This window comes from Planotetraspora sp. A-T 1434 (assembly GCF_025420585.1).
GTDB lineage: Bacteria > Actinomycetota > Actinomycetes > Streptosporangiales > Streptosporangiaceae > JAOEGB01.
Genome location: NZ_JAOEGB010000018.1, coordinates 141,510 through 159,319, shown reverse-complemented (window position 1 = coordinate 159,319; position 17,810 = coordinate 141,510). Strand labels below are relative to the sequence as shown.

At 72.7% G+C, this 17,810-nt stretch carries 16 protein-coding genes; 4 read left to right on the top strand and 12 right to left on the bottom strand.

The features are described from left to right. Entirely contained in the window at positions 1 to 1,674 is a 1,674-nt protein-coding gene (locus N5079_RS23425; RefSeq protein WP_261586135.1) for a carbamoyltransferase, read from the top strand. On the opposite strand, the gene N5079_RS23420 is transcribed toward N5079_RS23425, so the two are convergent. Together N5079_RS23420 and N5079_RS23415 are read right to left on the bottom strand one after the other, a co-directional pair. Further along, positions 1,663 to 2,130 (bottom strand): VOC family protein, encoded by a 468-nt coding sequence (locus tag N5079_RS23420; RefSeq protein ID WP_261586134.1) that lies wholly within the window; start codon positions 2,128 to 2,130, stop codon positions 1,663 to 1,665. The two genes, N5079_RS23425 and N5079_RS23420, sit on opposite strands and share 12 nt — an antisense overlap. After that, complete coding sequence (locus N5079_RS23415) at positions 2,127 to 3,188, bottom strand: methyltransferase (protein ID WP_261586133.1); 1,062 nt, start codon at positions 3,186 to 3,188, stop codon at positions 2,127 to 2,129. Before N5079_RS23415 ends, N5079_RS23420 begins: the two co-directional genes overlap by 4 nt. A 75-nt stretch (positions 3,189 to 3,263) precedes the next feature. On the opposite strand from N5079_RS23415, the gene N5079_RS23410 reads away from it, so the two are divergent. Continuing rightward, the gene (locus N5079_RS23410) at positions 3,264 to 4,589 is read left to right on the top strand and encodes an LLM class flavin-dependent oxidoreductase (RefSeq protein WP_261586132.1); all 1,326 of its coding nucleotides are present in this window, start codon (positions 3,264 to 3,266) and stop codon (positions 4,587 to 4,589) included. Here N5079_RS23410 and N5079_RS23405 read toward each other — a convergent pair. From N5079_RS23405 to N5079_RS23395, 3 genes are read right to left on the bottom strand one after another with little or no spacing between them, the layout of a single operon-like run. Continuing rightward, positions 4,574 to 5,638, bottom strand: a complete 1,065-nt coding sequence (locus N5079_RS23405; RefSeq protein ID WP_261586131.1) for a class I SAM-dependent methyltransferase — start codon at positions 5,636 to 5,638, stop codon at positions 4,574 to 4,576. The genes N5079_RS23410 and N5079_RS23405 overlap by 16 nt on opposite strands. Then, positions 5,635 to 5,928, bottom strand: a complete 294-nt coding sequence (locus N5079_RS23400; protein WP_261586130.1) for an acyl carrier protein — start codon at positions 5,926 to 5,928, stop codon at positions 5,635 to 5,637. The genes N5079_RS23405 and N5079_RS23400 overlap by 4 nt, the downstream gene beginning before the upstream one ends. Further along, positions 5,925 to 7,547: an AMP-binding protein gene (locus N5079_RS23395; RefSeq protein WP_261586129.1), complete on the bottom strand. Its 1,623-nt coding sequence runs from the start codon at positions 7,545 to 7,547 to the stop codon at positions 5,925 to 5,927. The genes N5079_RS23400 and N5079_RS23395 overlap by 4 nt, the downstream gene beginning before the upstream one ends. A 104-nt stretch (positions 7,548 to 7,651) precedes the next feature. Here N5079_RS23395 and N5079_RS23390 point away from each other — a divergent pair, with 104 nt between their 5' ends. Next, complete coding sequence (locus tag N5079_RS23390) at positions 7,652 to 8,800, top strand: acyl-CoA dehydrogenase family protein (RefSeq protein WP_261586128.1); 1,149 nt, start codon at positions 7,652 to 7,654, stop codon at positions 8,798 to 8,800. Between the two features lie 9 nt (positions 8,801 to 8,809). On the opposite strand, the gene N5079_RS23385 is transcribed toward N5079_RS23390, so the two are convergent. Genes N5079_RS23385 through N5079_RS23375 form a run of 3 tightly spaced genes read right to left on the bottom strand, consistent with a single transcriptional unit; the run spans position 8,810 to position 10,982 of the window. Continuing rightward, positions 8,810 to 9,007, bottom strand: coding sequence for a ferredoxin (locus N5079_RS23385; protein ID WP_261586127.1), 198 nt, complete (start codon positions 9,005 to 9,007; stop codon positions 8,810 to 8,812). Next, complete coding sequence (locus tag N5079_RS23380; protein ID WP_261586126.1) at positions 8,998 to 10,017, bottom strand: methyltransferase; 1,020 nt, start codon at positions 10,015 to 10,017, stop codon at positions 8,998 to 9,000. The genes N5079_RS23385 and N5079_RS23380 overlap by 10 nt, the downstream gene beginning before the upstream one ends. After that, positions 10,014 to 10,982, bottom strand: coding sequence for an acetylserotonin O-methyltransferase (locus N5079_RS23375; protein ID WP_261586125.1), 969 nt, complete (start codon positions 10,980 to 10,982; stop codon positions 10,014 to 10,016). The genes N5079_RS23380 and N5079_RS23375 overlap by 4 nt, the downstream gene beginning before the upstream one ends. A gap of 74 nt (positions 10,983 to 11,056) precedes the next feature. Here N5079_RS23375 and N5079_RS23370 point away from each other — a divergent pair, with 74 nt between their 5' ends. After that, the gene (locus N5079_RS23370) at positions 11,057 to 12,634 is read left to right on the top strand and encodes a (2,3-dihydroxybenzoyl)adenylate synthase (protein ID WP_261586124.1); all 1,578 of its coding nucleotides are present in this window, start codon (positions 11,057 to 11,059) and stop codon (positions 12,632 to 12,634) included. On the opposite strand, the gene N5079_RS23365 is transcribed toward N5079_RS23370, so the two are convergent. From N5079_RS23365 to N5079_RS23350, 4 genes are read right to left on the bottom strand one after another with little or no spacing between them, the layout of a single operon-like run. Then, positions 12,614 to 14,755 (bottom strand): xanthine dehydrogenase family protein molybdopterin-binding subunit, encoded by a 2,142-nt coding sequence (locus N5079_RS23365; RefSeq protein ID WP_261586123.1) that lies wholly within the window; start codon positions 14,753 to 14,755, stop codon positions 12,614 to 12,616. The two genes, N5079_RS23370 and N5079_RS23365, sit on opposite strands and share 21 nt — an antisense overlap. Then, positions 14,679 to 15,389, bottom strand: coding sequence for a 4'-phosphopantetheinyl transferase (locus N5079_RS23360; RefSeq protein ID WP_261586122.1), 711 nt, complete (start codon positions 15,387 to 15,389; stop codon positions 14,679 to 14,681). The genes N5079_RS23365 and N5079_RS23360 overlap by 77 nt, the downstream gene beginning before the upstream one ends. Beyond that, positions 15,386 to 16,564 carry a cytochrome P450 gene (locus N5079_RS23355; RefSeq protein WP_261586121.1) on the bottom strand — a complete coding sequence of 393 codons (1,179 nt, stop codon included), beginning with the start codon at positions 16,562 to 16,564 and terminating at the stop codon, positions 15,386 to 15,388. Before N5079_RS23355 ends, N5079_RS23360 begins: the two co-directional genes overlap by 4 nt. Further along, positions 16,564 to 17,775, bottom strand: a complete 1,212-nt coding sequence (locus N5079_RS23350) for a cytochrome P450 (protein ID WP_261586120.1) — start codon at positions 17,773 to 17,775, stop codon at positions 16,564 to 16,566. The genes N5079_RS23355 and N5079_RS23350 overlap by 1 nt, the downstream gene beginning before the upstream one ends. Positions 17,776 to 17,810: the final 35 nt, after the last annotated feature.

The following is a 17,810-nucleotide window of genomic DNA, read 5'->3' as shown; positions in this document are numbered from 1 at the left end:
ATGTACGTCCTGGGGATCAACATCGGGTTCCACGATTCGTCGGCCGCGCTGCTGCGCGACGGCGCGCTGCGCGCGCTGTTCGAGCAGGAACGGCTGAGCCGGCGCAAGCACGCGGTCGGGCAGCCGCCCGTCGAGGCCATCGCCGCCTGCCTCGCCATCGAGGGCATCACCCCGCACGACCTCGACGCGATCGCCATCGGCTGGGACTTCCGCGATCTGCCGCTCGGCCGGAACAAGCGGTTCACCCCCGAGGGCCTGCGCGCCATGCTCTTCCCCGGCCACGACGACCTGACCCTCCCCCCGGTCCGGTGGATCGCGCACCACGTCGCGCACGCGGCCAGCGCCTACTTCAGCGCGGGCGTCGACGAGGCGGCCGTCATCGTCGTCGACGGTGCGGGGGAGACCCAGGCCAGCTCGCTCGGAGTCGCCCGGGACGGCCGGATCACGCTCACTCGCGAATGGGCGGTCGACCAGTCACTCGGCTTCTTCTACAACGCCGCCGCCGAATGGGCCGGTCTCGGCTACTGGGGCACCGGCAAACTCATGGGGCTCGCCGCCTACGGCCGGCCATGGCCGGGCATGCCGCTGCGCGCGGCCGACGGCGGCTACGAGCTGACCGGTGAGCCCCCGGCCGGGCCGGTCAAGGTCGGCATCACGGGACCGCTCACCGCGTACTACCCGGTCGTGTCGGCCGCCGTGAAACCGGCGTTCGCCCAGTTCTTCCCGTACGCCGAGCGGACCGGTGAGGAGCCCGTCGCCTACGCGGACTTCGCGGCCAGCGTCCAGGAGGCCCTGGAGGAGGCGGTGCTCTCGATGGCCGAGCACGCGCGCGCCGAGACGGGGCTGCCGGTGCTGGTGCTGGCCGGCGGCGTCGCGATGAACTGCACGATGATCGGCAAGCTGGTCGACAGCGGGATGTTCGAGCGCGTGTACGTGCCGCCGGTGCCGACCGACGCCGGGGTGTCGCTGGGCGCGGCTCTGGTCGTCGCGCAGGAGCAGGACCCGTTCACTCCGACCGCCGTCGACCACGCGTACTGGTCCGGCGACCTGACCACCGAGGAGGCGCGGGTGGCGGCGTCCGCCGCCGGCCTCCCGTACCGGGAACCGGGGGAGGACGGGCTGATCGCCTTCGCCGCCGCGCGGATCGCCGAGGGGAAGCTGGTGGCGTGGGCGCGCGGTCGCGGGGAGATCGGGCAGCGGGCCCTCGGGGCGCGCAGCATCCTCGCGGATCCGAGGGACCGGCGCAGCCTCGAACGGCTGAACGTGGTCAAGGGGCGGGAGATGTGGCGGCCGGTCGCGCCCAGCATCCTCGCCGAGCACCTGGGCGAACTCATCGAGGGACAGGTCGGCGATCCGGCCAGGTTCATGCTGGCCGCCTCCCGGGTGCGGCCCGACGTGCGGCTGCGCGTCCCGGCCGTCACCCACGTGGACGGCTCGGCCCGGCCGCAGTCCGTCCATCGTGACACCAACCCGGCCTACTGGGCGCTCATCGAGGAGTTCCGGCGGCTCACCGGCGTCCCGGCGGTGATCAACACGTCGTTCAACCTGTCCGACGAGCCCATTGTGAACAGCGCCGCGGACGCGGTGGCCACCTTCGTCCGCGGCAAGGAACTCGACCTGCTGGTCCTGGGCGACCTCCTGGTCGCGCGGAGCGACGAGGAGCTACCGGCGTAGCTCCCCGGTCCGCCAGCGGTCGCGCAGGCGGCGGATGAAGAAGTCCCGGTTGACCCAGTAGATCTCCAGCCAGATGCGGTCCGGGTCGCGGAGCCAGATCTGCGACCCGGCCTCGTGCGCCGACGTGGTCACGCCGCTGTGCTCGACCCCGGCCTCCGTGAGGTGGGCGGCCCACAGGTCCAGGTCGTCCCGATCGGGGACGTGGTAGGCGAAGTGGTGCAGCCCGACCCGTGACTCGTCGAAGACGTCGCCGTCGATGCCGGCCAACGGACGGCCCAGCACCACCGACGCGAACGACCCCGGGTGGACGAGGGTCACGAACCGGAATCCGGACTCGGGCGGGATCACGTCGTTGACCTGGATCATCTGGAACACCTTGCAGTACCACTCGGTGCTGCGCTCGATGTCGGTGACCGTGAGGTTCAGGTGGGTGCGGCCGTCGAGGCGGAGCGTCACAGCGCAGCACCCTCGATGACGGACCCCTCGATGACGGACCCCTCGATGGCGGCCCCTTCGATGACGGACATGGTCGGCGTAAGGGTGACCGACGCCAGCCGCAGACCCGCCCCGGCGAACAGCCCGGCGAACTCCTCCTCGGTGCGCGTGTGCCCGCCGAACAGCGCCAGCGCCTTGACGTCCATGACCTTGCCGACGTCCCAGCCGTCGCCCGGCGTCCGTACCGACTCGATCACCAGCAGGCGGCTGTCTTCCCGCATCGCGGCCCGTACGGCGCGCAGGATCGCGGACGCCCGCTCGTCCGGCCAGTCGTGCAGGATCGTCTTCATCAGGTACGCGTCGGCGCCCGGAGGTATGGCGCCGGAGAAGAAGTCGCCGCCGCGCACCTCGCACCGGTCGGCGACGCCCGCCTCCGCCAGGACGGCCGGGGCGCGCTCGGCCACGTGCGGCAGGTCGAACAGGATCGCCGACATCGCCGGGTTGCGCCGGAGCACTCCCGCCACGAACGTACCGTGCCCGCCGCCCACGTCCACCAATGTCGTGATGCCCGACCAGTCCACGGCCGGGACCACGGTCCGGAGGACCAGCGGGTTAACGCTCTCCGCCGACCGCTCGAACCGGTCGCACTCATACGGATGGTCCGCGCACCAGTCGTAGTAGCCCATGCCGTACAGGTCGTCGAAGGCCGTGCGGCCGGTGCGGATGGCGCCGGTGAGCCGCGCCCACGACGTGACGTCCGGAGGCATCAGCGGGAAGCACTCGCGGACCGAGAACGGGTGGTCCGAGCGGAGCGGCTCGGCCAGCGGAGTGAGCGCGAACGTGCCGGGGTCGAGTTCGGTGAAGACGCCCCGGCCCGCGAGGGCCCGCATGGCGCGGAGCAGGGTTGGCGCGTGCGCTCCGGTGGCCGCGGCGATCTCCTCGACGGGGCGCGGGCCGTCCACGAGCTGGTCGGCCACGCTCATGTCGCACATGACCCGGATGGCGAACGGGACGATGTAGTCGGCCAACTCCGTCAGCTCGGTGACCGCCTGGATGTCGACGCGGGGCCGTACCGGCATGAACCCTCCCGTTCACAGCGAAAAATACTGGTTACAAGATACGAGAAACGACGGTTTTGGGATAGCGTCGAGAGCATGCACATCAACGTGTTCACGCAGTGCTCCCCGTCCCCTCAGTTCAAGGGTTTTTGGCGGCACCAGGCCGATCGGACGGCCACCGGCTACCGGTCGCTGACCTACTGGGTGAGCCTTGCCAGGAAGCTGGAGCTGGCCTGCGTGGACGCGCTGTTCTTCGCCGACGTGCACGGCGTCTACGACGTCTACGAGGGCTCGTGGGCCCCGGCCGTGCGGCACGCGGTGCAGATCCCGTCGATCGATCCGGTGCTGGTCATCCCGGCCGCCGCGGCGGTAACCGAGCATCTCGGGTTCGCGGTGACGTATTCGACCACCTACCACCCGCCGTACGAGTGCGCGCGGCTGTTCAGCTCCCTGGACCACCTGACCGGTGGCCGGATCGCGTGGAACATCGTCACGTCCTATCTCAGCTCGGCCACGCTCAACGGGCTCGGCGAGTATCTCGACCACGACGACCGCTACGACCGCGCCGATGAATACCTCCAGGTCGTGCGGGCACTGTGGGAGGACAGCTGGGACGACGACGCGGTGGTGCGCGACCCGGACAGCGGCACCTTTACCGACCCGGACCGGGTGCGGGAGATCGGGCACAAGGGGCGCTGGTTCGAGGTGCGCGGGCCGCACCAGTGCGAGCCGTCGCCGCAGCGCACCCCCGTGCTGTACCAGGCGGGCGCGTCGGCGCGCGGGCTGACCTTCGCGGCCCAGCACGCCGAGGTCGTCTTCCTGACCCTGCCCGACCCGGCCGGGGGCGCGCCGCAGGTCGCCGCGCTGCGCCGGCGGGCGGCCGAGCTGGGCCGCGACCCGCGATCGATAAAGATCCTGCAGGGGTCGATGGTGATGGTCGGCGAGACCCGGCAGGAGGCGCGCCGCCGCGCCGAGGAGTACGTGAAGCTGTGGGACGGCGAGGGCCAGCTCGCCAAGTGGTGCGGCTGGATGGACTTCGACCTGGCCGCGTTCCCCGGCGAGACGCCCGTGTCGGAGATCGCCTCGAAGGGGAGCCACAGCTTCGTCGGCTTCCTCAAGCGCCTCGGCCCCGAGCGCGAGTGGACGGTGGACGACGTGCGCTACCTCGTGTCCACGGCCCGGCGGCCCCGGCGCAACAGCCCCGTGACGCTGTTCGGCACGGTCGAGGAGGTGGCCGACCGGATGGAGGAGTGGCAGAGCGTCGCCGGCGTGGACGGGTTCAACCTGATCCCGTGCCCGACCACGCAGGGCATCGACGACATCTGCGACCTGCTGATCCCCGAGCTGCAGCGGCGCGGCCTGTTCCGCACCGCCTACGACCCCGCGCAGGTCACCCTGCGGCAGCGTTACACCAGCTCGTAGAGGCGGTGGAAGCGGTCGCCGATCGGCAGCTCGCGGGCGTCGGCGAAGCCGGCGGCCCGCGCGTAGCGGCGGACCGTGTCCGGCCGCATCACGGTCCCCGTGCCCGCCGAGTCCTCCCCGGCCAGGCATGCCGGCAGGCAGTGCAGCACGCTCGTGCCGTACTGGAACCGCTCGATCTCGTCGCCCGGGGCCGTGAACCGCGGCGCGACGCGGGCGTCCAGCACGAGCGCCACCCCGTCCTCGGCGCGCAGCGCGCGGCAGGCCGAAAGGACCGGCACGGGACGGCTCATCTCGTGCAGCGTGTCGAACACGCAGACCAGATCGTAGGAGCCTGAGACGGTCGCGGCGTCCGCCGCCTCGAACGTGACGCGGGACGACACCCCCGCCTCCGCCGCGTTGCGCTCCGCGTCGGCCAGGATCGGCTCGTCCAGATCGAATCCGTGTACGGTCGCCAGCGGATACGCGGACGCCAGCGCGATGGCCGCCCACCCCGCCCCGCACCCGACGTCCGCGATCAGCGCGGGCGCGGAACTCAGCCGGGCGTGCAGCGACGGCAGCACCGAGGTGAGCCAGCCGGGCAGGAAATGGGTGAACAGCGCCCGGTTGGCCCCCGAGTGCCCCGCCCGCCAGTCGTCGCCGTAGATGTCGTCCGGGACGCCCTCACCGGTCCGGTACGCCTCCAGCAGGCTCGGCAGGGCCGCCGCGACCCCGCCCAGCGGAAGGGTCGTCAGCGACACCATCGACAGCGGGCTGCCGGACGACAGGAGAACGACGGCGTGCTCGGGTGGCAACGCGTAGCAGCGTGACCGGTCACCGGCGAGGGCGTCCTCCACGTTGAGGAACCCGGCGACGGCCTGCTGCTCCAGCCATTCTCTGGCGTACCGGGGGGCGATCCCGGCCCGCGCGGCGAGTTCGTCCGGGGTCGCGGGCGCCTTCGCCAGGGCCTCGTACAGCCCGAGCCGCACCCCGAGATAGCAGGCCAGCAACTCCTGCGTGTGCAGCATGGCCGTGAACAGCCGGACGCTCAGCGCCCGGGAGGACGCCGTCACGCGGCCGCCACGTCTCCGCGTTCGCCGAGCACGTTGACGACGTGTCCCGCCACCGACTCCACCGTGGTGATCAGACGCGCCGTGGCCTCGTCGATCGGGGGCAGGTCGAACTCGTCCTCCAGCGTGAACGCCAGCTCCAGCAGCGCCAGCGAGTGGTAGCCGAGGTCCTCGACGAGCCGCGACGCGCCGTCGACGGCGACGCCGTCGGGGTTGGGGGCGAGCTCGCCGACGATCTCGGCGACGTAGTCGCGGATCTCCTGCTCTGATCGGACGGTCGTGGACTCGGTCATGAGATCTCCTCAGCTATAACGGTTCCGGGAAGGCGGTCCTCGGCGAAGTCGCGCCACAGGCGTCGGCGCTTGGGTTTGCCGCTTGAGGTGCGGGCGATCGAGCCGCGTGGCGCGTCGAAGAACACCACCTCGGCTCCTTCGGCGCGGCGGCGCAGCAGCGGTCCGGCGGCCGCCAGCCACTCGGCCCGCGCCTGCTCGAAGACGACGGCCACGGTGGGCACTCCCGAGCGGTGACCGAGAAGGGCCGCCATCCGCAGCGGCGGCACCCCGGCCTGGCTCAGCGCCAGCTCCAGGTCCTCGGCGAACAGCGCGCGCCCGCGCAGCTTCAGGCTGTCGCCGAGCCGCCCTATCACGTAGAGCTGCCCGTCATGGACGAACCCGGCGTCGGCCGTGCGCAGCCCGTCCTCGTGGCCCCTGGCCACGTTGGGGCCCCGGACGACGATCTCCCCGACCTCGTCCTCGCCCAGCGCGCGCCCGTCGTCGTCCTCGATGGTCACCTGGACGCCCGGGAGCGGACGACCGCAGCCGGTGATCGGCTGGAGGTCGGCTCCTTCGAGCTCGGTTCCGTCGCGCTCGATCCGGCCGCCGACGCGCAGCGACCGGGGGCGTACGCGCAGGGTCGTCCACTCCTCGTCCGGGTCGAGCCCGGTGACCGCGAGCGTCGCCTCGGCCAGGCCGTACGCGGGCTGCAGGGCGCGCCGGTCCAGACCGTACGGGCCGAGCAGGGCGCAGAAGCGCTCCAGCGCGGCGTCGTCGACGCGTTCCGCCCCGACGATCACCGTGCGGAGCGCGGAGAAGTCCATGCCGCGCAGCTTCTCCGGCGTGACCCGGCGGGCGACGTACCCGAGCCCGAAGTTGGGCATCGACGTCAGCACGGCGCCGGATTCGCCGAAACAGCGCAGATAGCGCGCCGGGTCGCGGACGAAGTCCTCAGGGCGCATCAGCCACAGGTCGCTCCCGTTGACGATGGGCGTGATCAGGCACCCGATCAGTCCCATGTCGTGGTGGACGGGCAGCCAGGAGGCGGTCGCGTCGTCCGGGGTCATCCGCAGCCAGGCGCGGATCGAGGCCACGTTCGCGGCGAGCGCGGAGTACGGGATCTCGACGGCCCCGGCGGGACCGCTCGACCCGGAGGTGAACTGCAGCAGCGCGAGCTCGCCCATGGCCGGTTCGAATGACGGCTCGCCGGGCGAGGAGGCCGTCATCTTCTCCACCGGCAGCAGCGGGATCGTGCCGGCCTGGCCGGCCAGGGATTCTGCCACGGCCAGGTCGGTGACGAGCAGGGCCGGTTTGGCGGTGGCCAGCAGACCCGTCAGATGCGCCTGGTATGCGGCGCGGTCGCCGAACGCCTGAGGTGGGGCGATCGGCGAGGGCGTGGCGCCGGCGAGCATCGCGCCGAACAGCGTGCCGACGAAGTGCGGCCCGGAGTGCTGGACGATCGACACGACGTCGCCCGGCCCGACCGACCGCTCCCGCAGCGCCGCGGCCACCGACCGGGCCAGCGCGGCCAGCCGGGGATAGGGCCACAGATCCCAGCCGCCTCCGGGGTCGGCGAACCGGATGCCGTGCGAGGGGTCGGGGTCCGAGATCCAGCCCAGCAGGGCGTCCTGAGCCTGCATGTCCCCCCCAACGGATGCCAAATGCGATATACAACGTCTATCGGATCAACTTACTAGATACAAGAACTTACGGCGGATGTCGCTGACCGGTATCATCCGGAGCGGTGAACGAGACACTGTCCCGGACGACCGCGCTGGCCGCTGTGATCGCCAAGACCGCGGACGAGACCGAACGCGCCCGCCAGGTCCCCGCCGCCCTGATCGACCAGCTCGCCGCCGCGGGATGCCTGCGCATGATGGTCCCCGTACGGCACGGCGGCGACGGCCTCCCGCTGCCCGACGCCCTCCGGGTCCTTGAGGAACTCGCCCGGGCCGACGGGTCCACCGGCTGGCTGGTCGGGCAGATCACGCTCGCGCAGCTCGTCTTCGCCTGCTTCCCCGAACGCGCCCAGCAGGAGGTCTACGCCGGCGGGCCCGACGTGCTCGGCGCGGGAGCGGTCGCCCCGAAGGGCCGCGCGTCGGCCACCGGCGACGGCTGGAAGGTCACCGGCCAGTGGCCGTACGTGACCGGCTGCCCGCAGGCGAGCTGGGTCTATCTCAACTGCGTGGTCCTCGACGGGCGCACCCCGCGCGTGCTGCCGGACGGCACGCCGCAGACCAGGATCGTCCTGGTCCCGGCCGCCGACCTGACCATCCAGGACACCTGGCACGTGCTGGGCCTGCGGGGCACGGCCAGCCACGACGTGCGTGCCGGCGCGCTCGACTGCCCCGGCTGGCGCAGCTTCAGCCTGCGTGGCGACGAACCCGGCGACCGGCGGGCCATCTTCTCCATCGCCCAGGCCGGGCTGCTGATCGCCGCCGTGGGGCTTGGCATCGCCCAGGGCGCGCTCGACGAGATCGCCCAGCTCGCCGCGGACGGACGCAGGCGCGCGTTCAGCCGCACCCCGCTCGGCGCGTCGCAGGTCTTCCAGGACCGCCTCGGCGACGCGTACGTGACGCTGCGCGCCGCCCGCGCGCTGCTCCACCAGGAAGCCGCGACTGCCTGGGCGATCGTCTCCGCCGGGCGGGCCGCGGAACCGCTCGACCGGGCCTGCCTGCGCGCCGCCGCCGCCCGGGTCACCGGGTTCGCGACCGCCGCCGTGGACACCGCCCACGCCCTCGCGGGCGGCGCCTCGGCCTACGAGTCCTCCCCGCTGCAGCGCCGCCTCCGTGACATCCACACCGCGACCCAGCATTTCGTCAACGGCAGGGACTTCTACGCCACGGTCGGGGCGCTGCTCGCGGGCGAACAGGTGGACCCGAACACCTTCTAGCCGGCGCCTCTAATCGGCGACGGACAGGACCTGTTTCGGGCAGCGGGCGACGGCCGACAGCACGCGGGTCTCCAGCCCGGCGGGCACCTCGTCGCCCGCCACCAGCATGACCCGGTCGTCGTCGTCCGACACGTCGAACAACTCGGGGACCAGGCCGACGCAGACGGAGTGGCCCTCGCACACCTTCCTGTCCAGGCTCACGCGCATCGCACGACCTCCAGGATCGGGAACATCATCGTGGGCACGGTCCGCTCAAGCCGGAGCCCGGCCCGCTCCAGCAACTCGCAGATGTGCTCTTCGGTCCGCGCGCCGCCCCCGACCATGCACAGCAGCAGCAGGTCGTAGAGTTTGCCCACGTCGAAGTGGTTGCCGGGCCGTACCACCGGCTCCAGGATGAGCAGGCGGCTGTCAGGGCGCATGGCGGTGGCGACCGCGCGCAGCAGCACCACGGCCCGCTCGTCGTCCCACCCGTAGAGGATCCGCTTCAGCAGGTAGGCGTCGGCGCCGGCGGGCACCGGGTCGGTCAGGAAGCTGCCGCCGACACACGCGCAGCGCTCGGTCACGCCGTACTCGGCCAGCCGCTTGGGCGCCCCGGTGACCACGTGCGGCAGGTCGAAGATCGTCCCGTGCAGACTGGGGAACCGGGCCAGGATGCCGCCGAGGAACGCGCCGTTGCCGCCTCCCACGTCGACCAGCGTCTTGAACGCCTTCCAGTCGTAGGCGGGCAGGCTCGTGCGCAGCTCCAGCCGGGTCGCCGCCTGCTGGGAGGCGTCGAACGCGGCGCTGTCCTCCGGGTTCGCGGCCATGTACGACCAGTAGTCCTCGCCGTAGACCTGGTCGAAGGCCGCCTCGCCGGTGCGGATGCTGTGGTCGAACCTGGCCCACGCCTCCACGTCGGGGATGAGCAACGGGTAGGCGTCTCGCAGCGAGACCGGATGGTCGGAGCGCAGCGGCTGGGCGCGCGGCGTCAGGTCGAACAGGCCGGGAGCGGTCTCCGTGAAGATCCCCTTGGACGCCAGGGCTCGCAGCGCCCGATGCAGCGAGGGCGCGTGTGACCCGGTGGCGGCCGCCAGGTCCTCCACCGTGCGGGGCCCCTCGGTCAGGTGGTCGGCGACTCCGAGGTCGCAGACGGCGCGGATGGTGAAGGGGATGATGTAGTCAGCCAGTTCCGTCAGCCGGAACACCGACTCGATGTCCACCCGGGGACGTCCCGTCATACTGGTTCTCCTTCCACGAGCGTGAGCGTGGCCGTAGGGGTGATCCGCGTCAGTCTGAATCCGGCGCGGTCCAGCAGGTCCGCGAGTTCCGCGCTGTCGCGGTGCCGTCCGCCGGTCACGGCGAGGGTGTGCACGTCGACGAGTTTCGCCACGTCGGAGCCGTCACCCTGGGCGATGACGGCCTCAAGCAGGAGCACCCGCGCGCCGGCCGTCCTGACGTTGCGGAGGATCCTCTCCGCATGCTCGTCGTCCCAGCCGGGCAGGACGGTCTTCAGGACGTACAGGTCGCCGCCGGGCGGCACGGTGTCGAAGAAGCTGCCGGCGACCACCTGGAGGCGGTCGCCGCCGTCCACCGCGTGCCGCACCACATGGGGAAGGTCGAACAGCACGCCGCGCAGGCCGGGGAAGCGGGCCAGCAGCCCGGCGAGGAACGCGCCGTTGCCGCCGCCCACGTCGACCACCGTCGTGACCGCCGACCAGTCGTAGGCGGGCATGACCGTGCGCAGGTGGATGCCGTTGAGGCCGGCCATCCACCGGTCCACGGCGAGGCTCTGTGCCGGGTCGGCTGCGAGATGGTCCCAGTAGGCCGCGCCGTAGGCGGGACGGCCGGTGCGCAGCGCGGTGGTGAGCTGTCCGAGGGCGTGGATGTCGGCGGGCAGCAGGGGATAGGCGGCGCGCAACGACAGCGGGTGGCCGGTGCGCAGCGGCTCGGCCAGCGGGGTCAGCGTGAAGACCCCGGGATCGGTCTCCGCGAAGATCCCGCGCGAGCTGAGGGCGCGCAGCGCGCGGGTGAGCGCACCCGGGTGCGCGCCGACCGCCGCCGCGAGTTCGCCGGCCGTACGGGGACCCGTGGCCAAGTGGTCGGCCACGCCGAGGTCGCAGACGACCCGCAACGTGAAGGGGACGATGTAGTCGGCCAGTTCGGTCAGTTCGGTGATCGCCTGGATGTCGATACGGGGAGGCATCTGACCCTTACTCGTATCTTGTGTTTGAATTCAGGAGAGACACTAGCTTGTATCTCTTCTCTTTTGGAGGCCTGATGCTGCCCGGATGTGTCCCCTGGCCCGAGAATCTGGCGCAGCGCTACCGCGCGAAGGGGTACTGGCGAGGCGAGGTGCTCGGCGACCTCACCCGTGGCGCCGACCCCGCCAGGACCGCGGTCGTGACCGCCGGCGGCCGGTACACCTACGGGCAGCTCGACGCCTGGGCCGACCGGCTCGCCGCCGGGCTCGCCGATCTCGGCGTGCGGGCCGGGGACCGGGTCGTCGTGCAGCTGCCGAATTCGATCGAGTTCGTGGTGACGTGCCTGTCCCTGTTCCGGCTCGGCGCGCCGCCCGTGCTCGCGCTGCCCGCGCACCGGCGCAGCGAGATCGGCTATCTGTGCGAGCACACCGAGGCCGTCGCCTACATCTGCCCCGACGCGATCGGCGGCTTCGACTTCCGGGAACTGGCGGCCGAGGTCGGCACGCCGCACCTGAAGCAGGTGCTCGTCATCGGAGACGCCGGGCCGTACACGCCGTTTGAGGAGGTCACCGGCGAGCCGCGGGACCTGCCCGCACCCGACCCCGGCGACGCCGCGTTCTTCCTGCTGTCCGGGGGCACGACCGGCCTGCCGAAGCTGATCCCCAGGACCCACGACGACTACGCGTTCCAGCTCCGCGCCACGGCCGAGGCCATGGGGTTCGGCGCGGACGGGGTCTACCTGGCCGCGCTGCCCGCCGCGCACAACGCCGCCCTCGGCTGCCCCGGCGTGCTGGGCGCGCTGCGCGCGGGCGGCACCGCCGTGCTGGCGTCGAGCCCGAGTCCCGACGAGGTGTTCCCGCTGATCGCCCGTGAGGGGGTGACGCTGACCACGCTGATGCCCGCGTTCCTGCCGCTGTGGATGGAGCTGGCCGAGCTGTACGAGACCGACCTGTCCGGCCTGACCATCGAGGTCGGTGGCGCGCAACTCCCTCCCCACGTCGCCGAACGCGTGCGCCCCGAGCTGGGAGCGACCCTCACCCACTGGTTCGGCATGGCCGAGGGCGTGCTCTGCTTCACCCGGCCCGGCGACCCGCCCGAGCTGCCCGTGCGGACGCAGGGCACCCCGCTGTGCCCCGACGACGAGCTGAGGATCGTCGACGACGACGACCGGGACGTCCCCGATGGAGCGGTCGGCGAGCTGATCGTCCAGGGCCCGTGCACGCTGCGCGGCTACTACCGCGCGCCGGACCACAACGCGCGAGCGTTCACGCCCGACGGGTTCCTGCGCACCGGCGACCTGGTCAGGCGCACGCCCGGAGGGGAACTCGTGGTCGAGGGCCGGATCAAGGACGTGGTCAACCGGGGCGGTGAGAAGGTTCCCGCGGCCGAGGTCGAGGAGCACCTGCTGGCCCACCCCGCCGTGAAGGACGTCGCCGTGATCGCGGTCCCCGACCCGACGCTGGGCGAGAAGACCTGCGCCGTGGTCGTCGCCGCGCCGGGTGAACAGCCCACGCCGGCCGAACTCCGGGACTTTCTGACCGAGCGCGGCCTCGCCGGCTACAAACGTCCCGACAACGTCAGGTTCGTGGACGCGCTGCCGTACACCGGAGTGGGGAAGGTGGACAAACCCGCGTTACGTGCCCGCTTCGAGTGAGCGCCAGACCTTCTCCGGGGTCGCGGGCATGTCCAGGTGCCGTACGCCGAGGTGGGCCAGGGCGTCCACCACGGCGTTCTGCACGGCGGGTGGCACGCCCACCGCGCCCGACTCGCCGAGCCCCTTCACCCCCAGCGGGTTGCCCGGGGCCGGGGTCTCCAGGGTGACGGTTTCGAAGGACGGCAGCTCGGCGGCGGTGATGAAGCCGTAGTGGGCAAGTGTGGGGTGGAGCGGCCGCCCGTCGCCGGCGTAGGAGACCTCCTCGGTGAGGGCCTGCCCGACCCCCTGCGCCAGCCCGCCGTGGATCTGCCCCTCCGCGAGCAGTGGGTTGAGAATCGTGCCCGCGTCATCCACGGCGACGATCCTGCGGACGTGCACCCGTCCGGTTTCGGTGTCCACCTCGACCACCGCGAGATGAGCTCCCGAGGAGCAGGTCCCTCCGGAGGGGGTGTAGGTGGCTTCCGCCCGCATAGGAGGCACATCCGCCCACGGCAGATGCTCGCGGGCGCGGTCCAGGAGGGCGAGCGCGGCCTCGCGGACGGCCAGGCCGCCGGTCTGCAGCGAACGGGAGCCGCCGGTGCCGCCTCCGGCCGCGAGCGCGTCCGTGTCGCCCTGCCGTACGTCCACCATGTCGACCGGGACGCCGAGGACGTCGGCGGCGAGCATGGCCCAGGCGGTCTCGTGGCCCTGCCCGGTGCAGCCGGTGCCGGCCCACACCTCGAAACGCGTGCCGTCCCAGGCGGCGGTGGCGTGCTCGGGACGGGCGTCCGCGCCGGTCATCTCGGCGAAGACCGACAGGCCCACGCCGAGTTGCAGGGGGTGGCCACTCTCCCGGCGCCTGGCCTGCTCGGCGCGCAGCCCGGCGTATCCGGAGGCGGCCAGCAGCCGGTCGAGCAGCGCGTGGTAGTCGCCGCTGTCGTAGGCGGCCCTGGTCAGCGCCGTGTGCGGGAACTCGTCGATCAGGTTGCGCCGCCGCAGCTCGGCCGGGTCGCAGCCGATCTCGGCGGCGAACCTGTCGACCATCCGCTCCAGCGCCGCGACCGCCTCCGGCTGGCCCGCCCCACGGTAGGACCCGACCGGCGCGGTGTTGGTCACCACGCACTGCGCGGTGAACCTGGCCTTGGCGATCCGGTAGGGACCGGTCAGCATGGTGCGCGTCCAGAACGGCAGGACCGCCGCGATCCTCGGGTACGCGCCGACGTCCTGCAGCACGTTCAACTCGTAGGCCAGCAACCGCCCGTCCCGCGTCCCCCCGAGCGTGGCCTCCTGCACCTGGGCCCGGCCGTGCCCGCCCGCCACCAGGTTCTCGCTTCTGGTCTCGGCCCACCGCACGGGCCGGCCGAGCCGCCGGGCGGTCCAGGCGGTGAGGATGTCCTCAAGGCCCGGGAACGCCTTCGCCCCGAAGGCGCCGCCGACGTCCGGGGTCACGACGCGTACCGACTCCTCGGCGACACCCAGCGTGGCGGCCAGCTTCTCCCGCCACAGATGCGCCGCCTGGCCCCCCGCCCGGTAGGTCAGGCGTCCGTCGTCCCAGCGCGCCACCCCGCCCCGCGTTTCGAGCGGCGCGGCCGACAGCCGCTGGTTGACCATGCGCAGGCTGACCACGACCTCGCAGCCGGCGAAGATGTCGGCCCGCCCGGGCGGCCGCGCGAAGGTCAGCTTGAGCGCGACGTTCGTCCCCGCGTCCGGGTGCAGGAGGACTCCGCCGCCGGCCGACTCGGCCGGGTCGACCACGACCGGCAGGTCCTCGTAGCCGACCTCGACCAGCGCCGCGGCGTCCGCCGCGACCGCCGCGGTGGTGGCGACCACGGCCGCGACCGGCTCCCCCACGTAGCGGACGACCTGCCCGGCCAGCAGCGGCTGCGGCATGGCCTGGTTGATCGTCCCGACCTCGGGCGGCACCGGCGGCACGTCCACGTCGTCGCCGGTCAGCACCGTGACCACCCCGTCGAGCGCCGCCGCGCGGGCCGTGCCGACGCTCACCCGGGCGTGCGCCCGCGCCGACCGCACCAGCACCAGGTGCAGGCACCCGGGCACCGCGAGATCAGCCGTATACGTTCCCCCCGAGGTCAGTAACCGCCGATCCTCCACCCGCCGCACCGGCTGCCCGATCAGGCTCATCCTTCTCAACCTCCTGTACGGCTATCGCGGTCAACGCCAGCCCTGGCGACACCAGGAACCGCCCCGAATAAGTGGGAAACGGCGGCACGAGCACAGCGGCCTCGAACCGTCCGGCGGGCGGGTCGAACCAGACCTCGGCCTCGTCGAAGCCGAGCCACCTGCCGGTTGCGGGCGCCCACACCTTGTAGACGCTCTCCTTCGCGGAGAACAGCAGGCGGCCCCAGGCGCCCCCCGTGGGAAGGGCGCGGAGCTCGGCGGGGAGCGCGATCCGGCGCAGGACCACGCTGGGCAGGGGCTCGTTGGGCTCCGCGTCGATGCCGATCGCGGTGAACGCGGAGGAGCGGGCCACGGCCGCCGCGCAGTAGCCGCGGCAGTGCGTGATCGAGCCCACCACGCCCTCCGGCCAGCGCGGGGCCCGGTCGGGACCGCGTGGCACCGGGACGGGGCCGACCCCGAGCCGGGTCAGCGCCGTCCGCGCGCAGTGCCGCCCGGCCCGGAACTCCAGAGAACGCGACGACCCCGGTGGGCGCCGGTCCGGCGGGGCCGCGCTCTCCTCCGGCAGCGGGAGGCCGGCGAGAGTGAAGTCGTCGAGCCACGCGGTCGCGACCTTGTCCGGCAGCAGGGCGCCGATCACGGCTTGACCGCGAGCGGGATCGTCGCGTACGCGCGGAACAGGGCACTCGGGAGCCGGACCGGCTCGCCGGCCGGTTCCAGGCGCGAGAATCGCGCGGCGAGCCGCCGGAAGACCTCGCCGCCCTCGACCCGGGCGAGCGCGGCCCCCAGGCAGCCGCGGACGCCGCCGCCGAAACCCACGTGCGGGTTGGGGGTGCGGCCGATGTCGACGCGTTCGGGACGGCCGAACACCGCCTCGTCGTGATTGGCGCAGCCGAGCAGCAGCAGCACGGTCCGGCCGGGCCGGATCACGCGGTCGCCGATCTCGATCGGTTCGAGTGCCAGCCGGGCCGTGTACTGGATCGGCGCGTCGAACCGGACGAACTCCTCGGCGGCCGTCGTGGCCAGCCCGGGCTGGTCGCGCAGCCGGCGCCACTCCTCCGGCTGCCGGGCCAGGGCGGCGCAGCCGGTGCTGACCATGTTCATCGTGGTCTCGTAGCCGGTGAAACACAGGAACACCACGTTGTCGACGATCTCCTCGCGTTCGCCGCCGGCGTGCAGCAGCCGCGCGAGCAGGTCGCCGCCGGGGTCGGGGCGGCGCGTGTCGAGCAGGTCCTCCACATACGCGCGCAGCCACGCGAGCGCGGTGTCCGCCTCTGCCCGGTCGCCCTCGGGCAGGAACGGAGTGAACGCCTTGCCGAGAGCGGCCGACCTGGGCCAGATCTCGGCCCGCGCGCCGCCGGGGATGCCGATCAGCTCGCACACCACGCTCAGCGCCAGCGGGAACGCCAGCCCGGCGACCGCGTCGAGTTCGCCGGTGTCGAGGCCGGGTTCCAGCAACTCGTCGGCGAGGAGGCCGATCCGCTCGCGCATCCGCCGGGCCGTCCCCGGGCTGAAGGCGCGCACCACGACCGTGTGCACGCGGCTGTGGTCGGCCACGGACATGGTCGGGATGATCCGGCCGAACACCTCGCCGGCCAGGTTGGCGTCCATCTGGAACTGCGGATCCTCGCGCGGGAACTCGTTGCCCAGCCGCCGGTCGCGCAGCAGCGCGGCCACGTCGGCGTGCCGGGTGACCCCCCAGCTCGCGGGGCTGACCCGGCACAGCCGCCCGCCCGCCCGCAATTCGCGGTACACCGGGTACGGGTCGGCGATCACGGCCGGGTCGAGGACGTCGAATCGGGGCGGAAGAGGCATCAGCGTGGGTCCGCCGTCACCGGGACCGACGCGTACGACCGCAGCGTGCCCCCGGTCTCCCGCACGGGCGGGGCACCGGGCGACAGCGGGCCGAACCGGCGGAGCAGCGCGCGGAACGCGACGTCGGCCTCCACCCGCGCCAGGTTGGCGCCCAGGCAGAGATGGGTGCCGCCGCCGAAGGCCAGATGCGGGTTGGGCGACCGGTCGACACGCAGGCCGTCGGGATCGCCGAACCGGGCGGGGTCGCGGTTGGCGCTCCCGATCAGCAGGACCAGCACCCGGCCCGCGCGGATCGCGCGGCCTCCCACCTCGACGTCCTCGCGCACGAGCCGGGCCACGCCCTGGATGGGGGAGTCGTAGCGCAGGAACTCCTCCACGGCCCCGGGGGTGAGATCAGGATCGTCGCGAAGGAGCTTCTGCTGATCAGGATGGTCGAGCAGGGCCGCGCAGCCGGTCGAGATCAGGTTCGTGGTGGTCTCGAAACCCGCGAAGAACGCGAAGACGGCGTTGTCCACGATCTCGTCGTGGCTCAGGCGGGCGCCGTCCTCCTCGGCCGCGAGCAGCAGCGACAGCAGGTCGTCGCCGGGGTCGGCGCGCCGCCGCGCCAGCATGTCCCCGAGGTACGCGCGGAGTTCCTCGACGGCGACGTCGGCGGCCGCCCGGTCGGGTTCGGCCACGATCGCGGCGAAAGCCCGGCTCAGGTCGAGGGCGAGCGGCCTGATCAGCGCGTCGTCCGACTCGGGGATGCCCATCAGCGCGCACACCACCATCACCGGCAGCGGGAACGCGAGATCGGTGACGGCGTCGAACGCGCCGCGCTCGGCCGCCGGGTCGAGCAGCGCGTCCACCATGCGCTCGATGCGCGGCCTGGTCCGCCGGACCAGGGACGGGCTGAACGCCTTGCCGATCAGGCGGCGCAGCCGGGTGTGCGCCGGTGGGTCCCGGTAGAGGATGATCCGGCTGAAGAACCGTCCGGCTGGACCGTCCCCCGCCGACATCCGGTGGTACTGCTCGGGAAACTCGCTGCCTAGCCGGGGATCGCGCAGCAGCGCCGCGACGTCGTCGTACCGGGTGACGCCGTAGCTGGCCGGGCCCATCCGGCACAGCGGCCCGGCTGCCCGCAGGTCTCGGTACGTGGGGTACGGGTCGGCGAGCACGGCCGGTTCACGGGCGTCGAACTTCGGTGGCAGGCCCGCTGCGAGCGAAGGCATGGTTGCCAGTATCAGCGTTCCGCTTTTCCTGAGCA

What these genes read in the sequence shown, in the direction of transcription:
- N5079_RS23365 (WP_261586123.1), bottom strand. Translation starts at nt 14,755, where the DNA reads ATGAGCCTGATCGGGCAGCCGGTGCGGCGGGTGGAGGATCGGCGGTTA.
- N5079_RS23385 (WP_261586127.1), bottom strand. Translation starts at nt 9,007, where the DNA reads ATGCGCGTGAGCCTGGACAGGAAGGTGTGCGAGGGCCACTCCGTCTGC.
- N5079_RS23375 (WP_261586125.1), bottom strand. Translation starts at nt 10,982, where the DNA reads ATGCCTCCCCGTATCGACATCCAGGCGATCACCGAACTGACCGAACTG.
- N5079_RS23350 (WP_261586120.1), bottom strand. Translation starts at nt 17,775, where the DNA reads ATGCCTTCGCTCGCAGCGGGCCTGCCACCGAAGTTCGACGCCCGTGAA.
- N5079_RS23410 (WP_261586132.1), top strand. Translation starts at nt 3,264, where the DNA reads ATGCACATCAACGTGTTCACGCAGTGCTCCCCGTCCCCTCAGTTCAAG.
- N5079_RS23395 (WP_261586129.1), bottom strand. Translation starts at nt 7,547, where the DNA reads ATGCAGGCTCAGGACGCCCTGCTGGGCTGGATCTCGGACCCCGACCCC.
- N5079_RS23355 (WP_261586121.1), bottom strand. Translation starts at nt 16,564, where the DNA reads ATGCCTCTTCCGCCCCGATTCGACGTCCTCGACCCGGCCGTGATCGCC.
- N5079_RS23370 (WP_261586124.1), top strand. Translation starts at nt 11,057, where the DNA reads ATGCTGCCCGGATGTGTCCCCTGGCCCGAGAATCTGGCGCAGCGCTAC.
- N5079_RS23380 (WP_261586126.1), bottom strand. Translation starts at nt 10,017, where the DNA reads ATGACGGGACGTCCCCGGGTGGACATCGAGTCGGTGTTCCGGCTGACG.
- N5079_RS23415 (WP_261586133.1), bottom strand. Translation starts at nt 3,188, where the DNA reads ATGCCGGTACGGCCCCGCGTCGACATCCAGGCGGTCACCGAGCTGACG.
- N5079_RS23425 (WP_261586135.1), top strand. Translation starts at nt 1, where the DNA reads ATGTACGTCCTGGGGATCAACATCGGGTTCCACGATTCGTCGGCCGCG.
- N5079_RS23400 (WP_261586130.1), bottom strand. Translation starts at nt 5,928, where the DNA reads ATGACCGAGTCCACGACCGTCCGATCAGAGCAGGAGATCCGCGACTAC.